The sequence below is a fragment of the Streptomyces sp. NPDC057963 genome, from assembly GCF_042887155.1.
Taxonomy (GTDB): Bacteria; Actinomycetota; Actinomycetes; order Streptomycetales; family Streptomycetaceae; genus Streptomyces.
In genome coordinates this window covers 1-12,998 of record NZ_JBHVPX010000015.1, presented here as the reverse complement: position 1 = coordinate 12,998, position 12,998 = coordinate 1, and the positions used below count along the sequence as shown (strand labels likewise).

The following is a 12,998-nucleotide window of genomic DNA, read 5'->3' as shown; positions in this document are numbered from 1 at the left end:
GCTTTTTCCGCGGTTGCGGGGCCGGTGGCGGAGCGGGCCGGGGGGGTGGTGGACAGCTCCTGCCGGGCCGGGGGGTGGGGCGGGTAACGCCCCCCGCCCGACGGCCAGGGAGCGGGCGCGGCCCGGTCACCGGGCCTGTGCCTCCAGCAGGGTGCGCAGTCGCGTCGTGCGGTTCTCGGCCGGGGACTCGGCGACCGCGCGCGGGAGCGCCTGATCCACCCCGTGCACGACGGACAGATGCCGCTCGCCGCGACTGAACGCCGTGTACACCCAGGGGCGGGTCAGCCCCTGCGCGGCGTCGCCGGGCAGCACGACGACCACGGCGGGCCACCGCATTCCGGCTGCCTGATGGGCGCTGAGCGCCCAGCCGTGCCGTACGGACGACGCCACCCGCGCCTGAGCCACGACGAGCTCCGTGCCCGCGCAGTCCAGGCGCAGGCCCTCGGCGTCGGCCGAGACGACCACCCCGGGCAGGGTCCTGCCGGGCGTCGGGACATGGACGACGCGGTCGCCCGGGTCGAAGCCGCCGAACCGCCCCGGACCGGGGTTGAGCCGCTGCTTGAGCGCCGCGTTCAGCGCCCGGGTGCCCGCCGAGCCGCCGTGGCCGACGGTGATCACCTGGGTGTCGGCCGACGGTACCCCGATGGCGCGCGGCACCGAGTCGGCGACCAGCTGCACGGTGCGGTGCACCGCCTCGCCCGCGTCGCGCACGGGGACGATCACCACCTCCTTGCCGGGCGCCGCGACCTGGTTCAGCTCGCCGATGCCGATGCCGGAGACCAGTTCGCCGATCGGCCCCGGATCGGGTGTACGGGACACGATCTGCGGGCAGGCGCGGGCCGCGAGCACATCCGCGAACACCCGTCCCGCGCCGGCCGAGCCCAGCACGCCCGGGTCGCCGCTGAGCACCAGCCGGGTGCCGTCGGCCAGGGACTCCACGAGGATCGCGGCGGTCTCGACGTCCAGCTGCGGGGCGTCCAGCACGACGAGCAGGTCGACCGCGATCGCCCCCTCCTCGTCCCGCCCCGGACCCTCCGTACCGGAGAGCAGCCCGGTGAGGGTGACGGCCGCCGACGGATCACCGGTCGCCCCGGCCAGCCGCTGCCTGCCGTCCACGCTGTGCGCGGCACCCAGGGCACGCAGTCCGAGGCCGCGGGCCGCGCCGATCAGGGCCGCGGGTTCGGCCCTGGCCGCTTCGCCGCCGGTGTGCGCCACCAGGCCGTGGGCCGCGACCGCACGGATCAGCTCGGCTGCCGACGGGGAGCCCGCGGCGGAGGCCGCCTCCGTCCAGTCGGCGTCCTTCTCGCAGGCGTTGACCAGCCGGGCCAGACCATCGGCGAGGCTCTCCTCGGCGAGCGCGTACCGGTCGAGACCCAGGAGCACCCGCACCGGCTGCTGTCCGGCCCCGTCCTCCGCGTCCTCTCCCGCGTCCGCGCCGTGCTCCGCGACCGTTGCGGACCCCTGGTCGCCCTCGTCGTGGCCGCTCTCGTCGCCCTCTTCGCCCCCGTCGTCCCGGAAGGCCAGGACCACGCCCTCGGCGACGGCGTGGTCCACGGCGGCTCCGGGGTCGCTCACCGAGCGCTCGGCGAGCGCCGCACATACCGCGGTCCCGTCCAGCGCCGTATGGCCCTGGAGCGCGGCCCGCTCCAGCAGCCAGCCGACCAGGGCGGCGGTCCGCCGCTCGTCGTCCGGCCCGCACCCGGCGCCCAGCAGGGCCCGTGCGAAACCGTCGGCCTGGTCCGGCCCGACTCCCGGCACGGTCAGCAACTGCCAGGGGTCCTCGCGCAGCGCATCGGCCGCCTGGGCGCCGAGGACCTCCGCCGCCGGACCCGCCAGCGCGCCGGGAGCCCCGCCCTCGGCCAGTACGGCCGCCACCGCGCCCACGGCCTCCGGCGAGGGGCCCTGCGGAGCGGGAGCCGGAGCCGGGGCCGGTTCGGGCCCGCGCGTGCGTGCCGGCGCGGGGACCGCAGCGGTCCGGCGGGGTGCGGCGGGTGCGGGCGAATCGAAGAACGCGGTCGCGGGCTTCTCGCCGCTCTCCACCGCACGCACGGCCGCCAGCAGATCGGCCGCCCGGCCGCTCAGCTTCGCACCGGCGGCGATGGGGCCCTCCTTCTCGGCCTTGCGCTGCTCGATCCGCTCCCGCAGCTCACGCTGCGCGGCCAGTTCGGCCTCGGCCTCGGAGAGCGGGGCGGGGTCGGCGGCCGCCCCGCCCCCGGTGCCGTCGGCCGTGCCCGCCGGGTCGGCGTCGGTTCCGGCGTCGGTATCGATGGCGCCGTCGGTGCCGGTCGTGTCACCGGGCTCGGCGGCTTCGGCTGCCTGGTCGTTCACCGGGGGTGGCTCCACGCCGTCCGCGCCGGTGGCCCCGGAGCCGTCGCCGTCCGTCTCCGCGGCGTCGGCGGCACCCTCGGCCGCCGTCGGTCCCCCGTCCGTCCCGTGCCCCTCGTCCGGTGCGGACGGGGCGGGCGCGTCGGTGGAGGGGTCCGCGACGACGCCGGTGTCGTCGGCGGCCGGGGAGCCGGGGGTTTCCCCCCGGGGAAGCGCAGTCACAGCGTGCTCCAGTCCTGGTCGGGATAGCGGTGCACGGGCGCCGAAACATCGTCGAGCGCCTGGCAGATCTCGTCAGGAAGACTAAGCGCCTCCACTGACAACGCCTCCGCGAGCTGGTGCGCGTTGCGCGCACCGACGATCGGGGCCACCACCCCGGGCCGGTCCCGCACCCAGGCGAGAGCCACCTGGAGCGGCGTCGTGGCCAGGCCGTCGGCCGCGGTCGACACCGCGTCCACGATGCGGCTCGCCGGGTCGTCGAGATACGGCTCGACGAACGGGGCCAGCAGCTCCGAGGCGCCGCGCGAGTCCGCCGGAGTGCCCGCCCGGTACTTCCCGGTCAGGACCCCCCGGCCCAGCGGGGAGGAGGGCAGCAGCCCCACGCCCAGATCGTGCGCGGCCGGCAGCACTTCGCGTTCCACGCCCCGCTGCAGCAGGGAGTATTCCATCTGGGTGCTCGCCAGCCGGGTGCGCACCCCGGGCGAGGCGAGCTGCCAGGTGGCCGCCTTGGCCAGCTGCCAGCCGCAGAAGTTCGACACCCCCGCGTACCGGGCGCGGCCGGTGGAGACCGCCAGGTCCACCGCCTGAAGGGTCTCCTCCAGCGGAGTCACCGGGTCGAAGGCGTGGATCTGCCACAGATCCACATAGTCCGTGCCGAGCCGTTCCAGGGAGGCGTCCAGTGCGGCCAGCAGATGCCCGCGCGAGCCGTTGAACCTGCGGTACGGGTCGGCCACGCTGCCGGCCTTCGTGGCGATGACCAGATCCTGGCGCGGCACCAGCCCCTCCGTGAGCCGCCCGAGCAGGTACTCGGCCTCGCCGCCGCCGTACACGTCAGCGGTGTCGACCAGCGTGCCGCCCGCCTCCCAGAAGGCTTTCAGCTGTTCGGCAGCGTCGTGCTCGTCGGTGTCCCGGCCCCAGGTGAGGGTGCCGAGCCCGATCCGGGACACTCGAAGGCCGGTGCGGCCGAGATGCCTCTGCTCCATGGGCGCTGAGATTACTGGCCGGGACCCCACCCGGCGGAAGCCTGTGGACGACCCGGCATCAAGTCGCCCCTGCCGGAACCCGCCGCCGCGCGCTAGAGTCCGGAACCCAGGGACGTTACTGATCAGTAAGGGGAGCGGCTATGCGGCTCGGCATCAATCTCGGTTACTGGGGTGCGGGAATGGACGGCGACAACCTCGCAGTCGCCCAGGAGGCCGACCGGCTCGGTTACGACGTCTGCTGGGCGGCCGAGGCGTACGGCTCCGACGCGCCGACGGTGCTCTCCTGGGTCGCCGCCCAGACCGAGTCCATCGACGTCGGTTCCGCGATCATGCAGATCCCGGCCCGCCAGCCCGCGATGACGGCGATGACCGCGGCCACCCTCGACTCGCTCTCCGGCGGCCGGTTCCGGCTCGGCCTCGGCGTGTCGGGACCGCAGGTCTCCGAGGGCTGGTATGGCGTCAAGTTCGACAAGCCGCTGGCCCGCACCCGGGAGTACGTCGAGATCGTCCGCAAGGCGATGTCCCGTGAGCGGCTGTCGTACGAGGGGCAGCACTGGACGCTCCCGCTGCCGGACGGTCCGGGCAAGCCCATCAAGCTCACCGTCCACCCGCAGCGCGAGCACATCCCGCTCTACATCGCCGCGATCGGCCCGAAGAACCTGGAGCAGACCGGCGAGATCGCCGACGGCGCGCTGCTGATCTTCCCCTCGGCGGAGCATCTTGAGGAGACCGCCGTGAAGTTCCTGCGGGCGGGCCGTGAGAAGGCCGGCAGGACCATGGAGGGCTTCGACGTCTGCCCGACGCTGCCGCTCGCCCTCGGCGACGACATCAACGGTCTCGCGGACATGTTCCGTCCGTACACCGCCCTGTACGTGGGCGGCATGGGCAGCCGCGGGCAGAACTTCTACAACCAGCTCGCGCAGCGCATGGGGTACGAGAAGGAGGCCGCCGAGATCCAGGACAAGTACCTGTCCGGCGACAAGAGCGGCGCCGCTGCCGCGGTGCCGCACCAGCTGATCGACCAGACCGCGTTGCTCGGTCCGGTCGAGCGGATCGCCGACCGGATGCAGGCGTACGCCGCGGCGGGCGTCACGACGCTGACGCTGGCCCCGGCCGGGTTCACGCTCGACGAGCGGATCGCGGCTCTGCGGGCCGGCACGGATGCGCTGGAGCGGTCCGGGCTCGCCTAGCCCGAGTGCCACGGACCTCCGGGGTTCCTGTCGGGGGCTCCGGGGCAGCGCTACGGCCGTGGTGGGGGCTCGGGGTCTCCCCGCCACGGCCGTTGCACGGAACAACGCGCTCGGGGGCGCGGGGTTACGCCGAACGGTGCACGGTCCGCTGCCGCGGGCCCACCGGGCCGGGAGTGCCGGGAGCGCCAGCGGAGCCGGCCGCCCGTCAGAGCCAGCCGCGCCGCTTGAACAACCGGTACAGGCCGAAGACCACGCCGCCCATCAGCACGATCACCGCCGGATAGGCCCACACCCAGCGGAGTTCCGGCATGTGCTCGAAGTTCATGCCGTAGATCCCCGCCACCATCGTGGGGACGGCGGCCATCGCCGCCCAGGCCGAGATCTTGCGCATGTCGTCGTTCTGCCGCACGCCCACCTGGGCCAGATGCGCCGAGAGGATGTCGGACAGCAGCCGGTCCAGCCCCTCCACGTACTCGTTGGCGCGCGTCAGGTGGTCGCTCACGTCGCGGAAGAACGGCTGCGAGTGCTCGTGGACGAACGGCACCTCCGCGCTCGCCAGACGGGCCATGGGGGCGCTCAGCGGGCTCGCGGCCCGGCGGAACTCCAGGAGCTGCCGCTTGAACATGTAGATGCGGGACGCGGTGTTCTTGGTGTCCACGGCGCCGGTCGGCGCGAACACCTCGGTCTCCAGCTCCTCCAGGTCGACCTGGAGCTCGGCCGCCACCTCCATGTAGTGGTCGACGACCGCGTCGCTGATCGCGTACAGCACCGCGGTCGGTCCGTGCTTGAGAACGTCCGGTTCCGCCTCCAGCCGGCGGCGTACCGCCGCGAGCGGCGCGCCCTCCCCGTGCCGGACCGTCACGACGAACGAATCGCCGATGAAGGCCATCAGCTCGTCGGCGGAGACCGTGTCGCTCAGATGTTCGTACACCACAGGCTTGATGACCGCGAAGAGCGAGTCGTCGTACACCTCCAGCTTGGGCCTCTGATGCGCTCTCAAGGCGTCCTCCACGGCCAGCGGATGGAGCCCGAACTCGCTGCTGACGCGTTCGATCTCGCTCTCCGTCGGCTCGTACAGCCCGATCCACAGGAACGCGTCCCCGGTGGCCCGTGCCTCCGCGAGGGCGTCGGAGAGGTCGGCGGGGCCCTCGGTACGACGTCCGCCCCGGTAGATCGCACAGTCCACAATCACGGCGCGCATTCTTCCCTGCTCCGGTCCCCGGCGCACCTCATCGGCGGCAGCGGCCCGACGCGGCGAGGTGCCGTGGCTTGTCGTCGCACGCCCGCCAGGGATGACGGGACAGCCCTTACGCTGGCCCGTATGCCCACCCTGATCCTCGTACGCCATGGACGCTCCACCGCCAACACGGCCGGGGTGCTCGCGGGCCGCACCCCCGGTGTCGCGCTCGACGAACGCGGTGCCGCACAGGCCGCGGCGCTGCCCGGACGGCTGGCCGCGCTGCCGCTGGCCGCCGCCGTCAGCAGCCCCCTGCAGCGCTGCCGGGAGACCCTGCGACCGCTGCTCGACGCGCGGCCGGAGCTGGTGCTGCACACCGAGGAGCGGATCAGCGAGTGCGACTACGGCGACTGGTCGGGGCGCAAGCTCGCGGAACTCGCCGACGAGCCGCTGATGGGCGTCGTGCAGCAGCATCCGTCGGCCGCGGCGTTCCCCGGCGGGGAGTCCATGCGCGCCATGCAGGCACGCGCCGTCGACGCGGTGCGCGACTGGAACGCGCGGATCGAGGCGGAGCACGGTGACGACGCCGCCTACGTGATGTGCTCGCACGGCGACATCATCAAGGCCCTCGTCGCCGACGCGCTCGGCATGCACCTCGACCTCTTCCAGCGGATCCAGGCCGACCCCTGTTCGGTCACCGCGATCCGCTACACCAGGCTGCGTCCCTTCCTGCTGCGGCTCGGAGACACGGGAGACCTGGCCGCGCTGGCGCCGCGGGAGCACCCTGCCGGAACGGACCCGGACCGGCGCCCGGCGGCGGACGCCGATGCGGACGCCGCGGTCGGCGGCGGCGCTGGGGCACCGTGATCGCTTCGCGCAGTAGGGTGGACGCGCCGTAGGCACCCTTTCCACCGGGGGAGTCCCCCGGAGCCCGGCCGCCCCTCATCTGCCGTCAATTTTCAAGGGAGACAGGACGTGTCCCGTCAGGTGTTCCTCTACGACCCCCCGGACCGCTTCGTGGCCGGTACGGTCGGGTTGCCTGGACGTCGTACGTTCTTCCTGCAGGCATCCTCAGGCGGACGCGTCACCAGCGTCGCCCTGGAGAAGACTCAGGTCGCCGCGCTCGCCGAACGCATCGACGAACTGCTCGACGAGGTGGTGCGGCGGACCGGCGGGAACTCTCCGGTCCCCGCGGTGGCGCCCATGGACGTCACCGACACCGCCCCTCTCGACGTGCCCGTCGAGGAGGAGTTCCGGGTCGGCACGATGGCGCTCGCCTGGGACGGCGAGGAACAGCGCATGATCGTCGAGGCGCAGGCGCTCGTCGAGCTGGACGTGGACTCCGACGAGGATCTCGCGGAGGCCGAGGAGCGGCTGCTCCAGGACGAGGAGAACGGCCCGCCCATGCTCCGCGTCCGCCTCAGCGGCGCACAGGCCCGGGCCTTCGCCAAGCGCGCCCTCGACGTCGTGAACGCCGGACGCCCGCCGTGCCCGCTGTGCAGCCTGCCGCTCGACCCGGAAGGACACGTATGCCCGCGCCAGAACGGGTACCGCCGCGGAGCCTGACCGACGCCGAGCTGGTCACCGTGCTCACCCGGGGCCGGCTCACCGTCCGCGGGCAGGTCCGCGGGGCGTCCAACGCGGTGCTCTACTGCACGGTCGCCCACGACGGGGACGAGGTGACCTGCGTCTACAAGCCCGTGGCCGGGGAGCAGCCCCTGTGGGACTTCCCCGACGGCACGCTCGCCGGGCGCGAGGTGGCCGCGTACGAGATCTCCGAGGCAACCGGATGGGGGCTCATACCGCCCACCGTGCTGCGGGACGGGCCGTACGGCGAGGGCATGTGCCAGCTGTGGATCGAGGCGGCCCCGGAGAGCGAGGAGCCTTCCGCGGACGGCCTGCCGCCGCTGCTCGCGCTCGTCGAGGACGAGGAGCCGGGGGAGGGCTGGAAGGGCGTCGCCCTCGCCGAGGTGGGGGAGGGCAGGACGGCCCTGCTGGTGCACGCGGACGATCCGCGGCTGCGGCGGCTGGCGGTCCTCGACGCCGTGATCAACAACGGTGACCGCAAGGGCGGCCATCTGCTGCCCGCGCCCGGCGGCCGGCTCTACGGCATCGACCACGGTGTGACTTTCAACGCCGAGGACAAGCTGCGCACCCTGCTGTGGGGGTGGGCGGGGGAGTCGCTGACGGCCGAGGCCGCCGAGGTCGTGGACCGGCTGGATACGGAGCTGGCGCCGGGGACCCCGCTCGTCACCCGGCTGGCCGAGCTGATCACCGCGGCCGAGATCGAGGCGCTGCGGGGGCGCGTGGCGGGGCTGAAGGCCTCGGGGCGGCACCCGGAGCCGAGCGGCGCATGGCCGTCGATCCCCTGGCCACCGGTATGACGAATTCGAGCCACTCCGGCAGCTGAAGGGCGGGGGCACCCGGGGCGGACCCGTGCCGAAGCAGATGAACCCCTGCCGCACAAGACCGCCTCTTCGGCCAGGATCCGGTATCCGGTTCGTATCCGGAACATGCATCCGGTTACGCTCGTGGCATGCATGCCTGGCCCGCTTCTGAGGTCCCCGCCCTGCCTGGCAAGGGCCGCGACCTTCGGATCCACGACACCGCGACCGGCGGACGGATCGCCCTTGACCCCGGTCCCGTCGCCCGCATCTACGTCTGCGGCATCACGCCGTACGACGCGACCCACATGGGTCATGCGGCGACCTACAACGCGTTCGACCTCGTTCAGCGCGTGTGGCTCGACACCAAGCGGCAGGTTCACTATGTCCAGAACGTGACCGACGTGGACGACCCGCTGCTGGAGCGGGCCGTGCGCGACGGTCAGGACTGGACCGAACTCGCCGAGCGCGAGACGGCCCTGTTCCGCGAGGACATGACTGCCCTGCGCATGCTTCCCCCGAAGCACTACATCGGTGCCGTCGAGGCGATACCGGGCATCGTCCCGCTCGTCGAACGGCTCCGGGACGCAGGCGCCGCCTACGAACTCGACGGGGACGTGTACTTCTCCGTCGAGACCGACCCGCACTTCGGCGGGGTCTCCCACCTCGACGCCGAGGCGATGCGGCTGCTCTCCGCCGAGCGCGGCGGCGACCCCGAGCGCCCCGGCAAGAAGAACCCGCTCGACCCGATGCTCTGGATGGCCGCCCGCGAGGGCGAGCCGAGCTGGGACGGGGCCTCCCTCGGCCCCGGTCGGCCGGGCTGGCACATCGAGTGCGTCGCCATCGCGCTGGACCACCTCGGCATGGGTTTCGACGTCCAGGGAGGCGGGTCCGATCTCGCCTTCCCGCACCACGAGATGGGCGCTTCGCACGCTCAGGTGCTGACCGGCGAGCACCCGTTCGCCCAGGCGTACGTACACGCCGGAATGGTCGCTCTGGACGGCGAGAAGATGTCCAAGTCCAGGGGCAACCTGGTCTTCGTCTCGAAGCTCCGCCACGACGGCGTGGACCCGGCGGCGATCCGCCTCGCCCTGCTCTCGCACCACTACCGGTCCGACTGGGAGTGGACCGACCAGGTGCTCGCCGACGCCGTCGAGCGGCTCGGACGCTGGCGTTCTGCCGTCTCGCGCCCCGACGGACTGCCTGCCGAGGCCCTGGTCGAGGAGGTCCGCGAGGCCCTCGCCGACGACCTGGACGCACCGGCCGCGCTGGCCGCCGTGGACCGCTGGGCGGAGCGTCAGAACGCCGAGGGCGGTACGGACGAGGGCGCACCCGGCCTCGTCTCGCGCACCGTCGACGCGCTGCTGGGTGTCGCTCTGTAGCGCCGCCCGCACCTGCCGCGCGCGGTGGGACTCCCCTGACCGCCTTCCCCGAGCCGGCCTTGGACTTCTCGACGAAGTTCGGGGCCGGTTCCGTTTTGTCCATGGTCAAGTGCTCGATCCTGCGCTAAAAGCGCTCTATGCAATCATCAACGCGCATCAGAGCGGCGGCAGTTGCAGCCTTGCTGGGGCTGGTCGCCGTCTTCGCGGGGCCCGGCGCCGGTCAGGCCGGCGCCGCCGAACCGGACACCGCCACGGTCGGCGACGTCACCGGGTTCTCCGCCCGCGGACCCGTCTACCAGCTGAGGGCCGGCGCCGCCGCGGCCCGCGTCAGCTTCGTCTCCGCCGAGACCTTCCGTATCGAACTCGCCCCGGACGGCACGTTCTCCGATCCGGCCGGCGGCGACATGGTCCTGCCGCAGGGCACCCCGCCGCACACCCGCTGGAAGGAGCGGGGCGACCGCTACGAACTCTCCACCGGCAGCGTCACCCTGCGCGCCTACAAGTCGCCCCTGCGCTTCGCTCTGTACCGCGCGGACGGAACCAGGGTCTGGTCCGAGGCCGCGGGGCTGAGCTGGAACGCCGAGCGGACCACCCAGACGCTGGCCCGAGGCGCCGACGAGCAGTTCTACGGCGCCGGAATGCAGAACGGCCGCGGCAACACCTCGCACCGCGGCAAGACCGTCGAGGTCGGCGTCGACTACGACTGGGACGACGGCGGCCACCCCAACTCGGTGCCGTTCTACCTCTCCTCGGCGGGGTACGGCGTCTTCCGCAACACCTATGCGCCGAACACCTACGCCTTTACCGACCCGGTGACCACCAGTGCGAAGGAGAAGCGCTTCGACGCCTACTACTTCGCGGGCGGCAGCGCCAAGGACGTCATCGGCCAGTACACGAAGCTCACCGGCAAGCCCTTCCTGCCGCCCGTGTACGGAATGGAGATCGGCGACGCCGACTGCTACCTCCACAACGCCAACCGCGGTGAGCGGCACACTCTGGACGCCCTGGAGGTCGCCGACGGGTACGTCGAGCACGACATGCCGAACGGCTGGATGCTCGTCAACGACGGCTACGGCTGCGGCCACGAGAACCTCGCGGAGACCGCCAAGGGGCTCCAGGACCGCGGCATGCAACTCGGCCTGTGGACCGAGGACGGCATCGACAAGCTCGCCGACCAGGTCAAGGCCGGCCAGCGGGTCGCCAAGCTGGACGTCGCCTGGGTCGGCGCGGGCTACAAGTTCGCCCTCGACGGCTGCAAGGACGCGTACAAGGGCATCGAGGACAACAGCGACGCCCGCGGATTCACCTACGCCCCCGAGAGCTGGGCGGGCGCCCAGCGCTGCGGCGTCCAGTGGTCCGGTGACCAGTACGGCACCTGGGACTACATACGCTGGCAGATCCCGACCTACGCGGGCGCCACGATGTCCGGTCTCGCCTACACGACCGGCGACGTCGACGGCATCTTCGGCGGCAGCGCCAAGACGTACACCCGTGACCTCCAGTGGAAGATGTTCCTGGGGACCACGATGACCATGGACGGCTGGGCGGCCAGCGACAAGCAGCCCTACCGGTACGGGGAGCCGTACACCTCCATCAACCGCGACTACCTCAAGCTCAAGGAGTCGCTGCTGCCCTACCAGTACTCCTACGCGCACGAGGCCACGAACACCGGCGTCGGCATGGTCCGGCCCCTGGCCCTCGAATACCCGGACGACCCGAAGGCGGCGACGGACGCCGCGAAGTACGAATTCATGTCCGGCGAGGACTTCCTCGTCGCGCCCGTGTACGAGGACACCGCGGAGCGCAACGGCATCTACCTGCCGAAGGGCACCTGGACCGACTACTGGAGCGGCCGCACATACGAGGGCCCGACCACCGTCGACCACTACAGCGCTCCGCTCGACACCCTGCCGCTGTTCGTGAAGGGCGGTGCCAGTGTGCCGATGTGGCCCGGCATCCGCTCGTACCAGGACCGGACCGCCGCCTCCCCGCTCGCCTGGGACATCTACCCGCAGGGCAGGTCGTCCTTCACGCTGTACGAGGACGACGGCGTCACCCGGGAGCACCGCGGCGGCAAGTACGCCACCCAGACCGCCGACGTGGACGCACCGGCCCGGGGGGCGGGCGACGTCACCGTACGGATCGGGGCGAGCAAGGGGGAGTTCACCGGCAAGCAGCGGACACGCCCGTACGAGTTCAGCGTGCACACCGGATCCGCACCGAGCACGGTCGCGCTCGACGGCACGCTGCCCCGGCTGGCGTCCGCGGCCGCGTACAAGGCCGCGAAGCAGGGTTGGTGGTACGACCAGGACGATCGCGGCGGTGTCGTGAAGATCAAGACCGCGCCGCTCCCCACCGACAAGAAGTTCTCCCTGAAGCTGAAGCGGACGAGCGCGGTCGGCGGGCGGAACGCCGCCGCGACGGCCGTCGTCTCCGTGCCGGCCGGCCAGGAGGTCGGCGCCGGGACCGAAGGCACCGTCGCCGTCGATGTCACCGCGGGCAACGCCGATGTGACGGACGCCGCGATCGCCCTGGACGTTCCCGACGGCTGGCAGGCCGCACCGGCCGCGACCGTGGGCCGGATCCCGGCGGGCACCACCCGGCGGGTCGAGGTGCCGGTCACCCCGGCGAAGGACGCCACGGCGGGGGAGGCGAGGATCACCGCACTTGCCCGCTACCGGTCGGCCGGTGAGTCCCGGACCACCGTCCAGCGGTTCGCCGCCGGAGTGATGCCGGCGCCGCCCACCGGTGAGGCCTGGGCGAGCGACCTGGTGTGGCTGAAGTCGGTGAACGGCTACGGGCCTGCCGAGCGGGACCGCAGCAACGGCGAGTCGGGCGCGGCCGACGGACACCCGCTGACCCTCGCGGGCACGACGTACGAGAAGGGGATCGGCACCCACGCCGACTCCGACATCGAGGTCTACCTCGGCGGGCGCTGCACCGCCTTCACCGCGGACGCGGGCATCGACGACGAGATCGACGGCTACGGCGAAGTGGCGTTCTCCGTCGAGGCGGACGGCAAGGTGCTGTGGACCTCGCCGAAGGTGACGGGGGCGTCGGCCACCGTACCGGTCGAGGTGAAGCTCGACGGCGCGCGCCATGTGCACTTGAAGGTCACGGACACCAACGGTTCCAAGACCGGCGACCACGGGGACTGGGCCGCGGCGCGGTTCACCTGCTCCTGAAAAGGGCCGGATGTCCCTGAACGACCCGGACAGCACAGGAGCGGCGGGCGGGTGGGGCCCGCCCGGCGCGCCACCCGTGGGGTGAGTGCTCCGAGGTGCTGTGTCTTATAAACAACTGACGCGGGCGCCGAAACTATTTGTGTAGATATAGGG

Annotated in this window: 9 protein-coding genes; 6 read left to right on the top strand and 3 right to left on the bottom strand. The window is 72.5% G+C overall.

Annotation, left to right across the window (positions count from 1 at the left end; genetic code table 11):
• Positions 1-126: 126 nt before the first annotated feature.
• Together ACFVT1_RS29915 and ACFVT1_RS29910 are read right to left on the bottom strand one after the other, a co-directional pair.
• Positions 127-2,547 (bottom strand): helix-hairpin-helix domain-containing protein, encoded by a 2,421-nt coding sequence (locus ACFVT1_RS29915; RefSeq protein ID WP_389800904.1) that lies wholly within the window; start codon positions 2,545-2,547, stop codon positions 127-129.
• Entirely contained in the window at positions 2,544-3,527 is a 984-nt protein-coding gene (locus ACFVT1_RS29910) for an aldo/keto reductase (protein ID WP_389800902.1), read from the bottom strand. Before ACFVT1_RS29910 ends, ACFVT1_RS29915 begins: the two co-directional genes overlap by 4 nt.
• A gap of 140 nt (positions 3,528-3,667) precedes the next feature.
• Between ACFVT1_RS29910 and ACFVT1_RS29905 the strand changes: the two genes are divergently transcribed.
• Positions 3,668-4,717 (top strand): LLM class F420-dependent oxidoreductase, encoded by a 1,050-nt coding sequence (locus ACFVT1_RS29905; protein WP_389800900.1) that lies wholly within the window; start codon positions 3,668-3,670, stop codon positions 4,715-4,717.
• Between the two features lie 205 nt (positions 4,718-4,922).
• Here ACFVT1_RS29905 and corA read toward each other — a convergent pair whose 3' ends face one another.
• On the bottom strand, positions 4,923-5,918 hold the full coding sequence (gene corA / locus ACFVT1_RS29900) for a magnesium/cobalt transporter CorA (RefSeq protein ID WP_389800898.1): 996 nt from the start codon (positions 5,916-5,918) through the stop codon (positions 4,923-4,925).
• A 120-nt stretch (positions 5,919-6,038) separates the two neighbouring features.
• Here corA and ACFVT1_RS29895 point away from each other — a divergent pair, with 120 nt between their 5' ends.
• The 5 genes from ACFVT1_RS29895 to ACFVT1_RS29875 all read left to right on the top strand — a co-directional run bounded on the left by ACFVT1_RS29895 (position 6,039) and on the right by ACFVT1_RS29875 (position 12,845).
• Positions 6,039-6,761 (top strand): histidine phosphatase family protein, encoded by a 723-nt coding sequence (locus tag ACFVT1_RS29895; protein ID WP_389800896.1) that lies wholly within the window; start codon positions 6,039-6,041, stop codon positions 6,759-6,761.
• 108 nt (positions 6,762-6,869) lie between these two features.
• The gene (locus tag ACFVT1_RS29890) at positions 6,870-7,460 is read left to right on the top strand and encodes a DUF3090 domain-containing protein (RefSeq protein ID WP_072484378.1); all 591 of its coding nucleotides are present in this window, start codon (positions 6,870-6,872) and stop codon (positions 7,458-7,460) included.
• Positions 7,424-8,278, top strand: a complete 855-nt coding sequence (locus ACFVT1_RS29885; RefSeq protein ID WP_389800894.1) for an SCO1664 family protein — start codon at positions 7,424-7,426, stop codon at positions 8,276-8,278. Before ACFVT1_RS29890 ends, ACFVT1_RS29885 begins: the two co-directional genes overlap by 37 nt.
• A 152-nt stretch (positions 8,279-8,430) precedes the next feature.
• On the top strand, positions 8,431-9,660 hold the full coding sequence (gene mshC, locus ACFVT1_RS29880; protein ID WP_389800892.1) for a cysteine--1-D-myo-inosityl 2-amino-2-deoxy-alpha-D-glucopyranoside ligase: 1,230 nt from the start codon (positions 8,431-8,433) through the stop codon (positions 9,658-9,660).
• A 137-nt stretch (positions 9,661-9,797) separates the two neighbouring features.
• Positions 9,798-12,845, top strand: a complete 3,048-nt coding sequence (locus tag ACFVT1_RS29875; protein WP_389800890.1) for an NPCBM/NEW2 domain-containing protein — start codon at positions 9,798-9,800, stop codon at positions 12,843-12,845.
• Positions 12,846-12,998 lie beyond the last annotated feature (153 nt).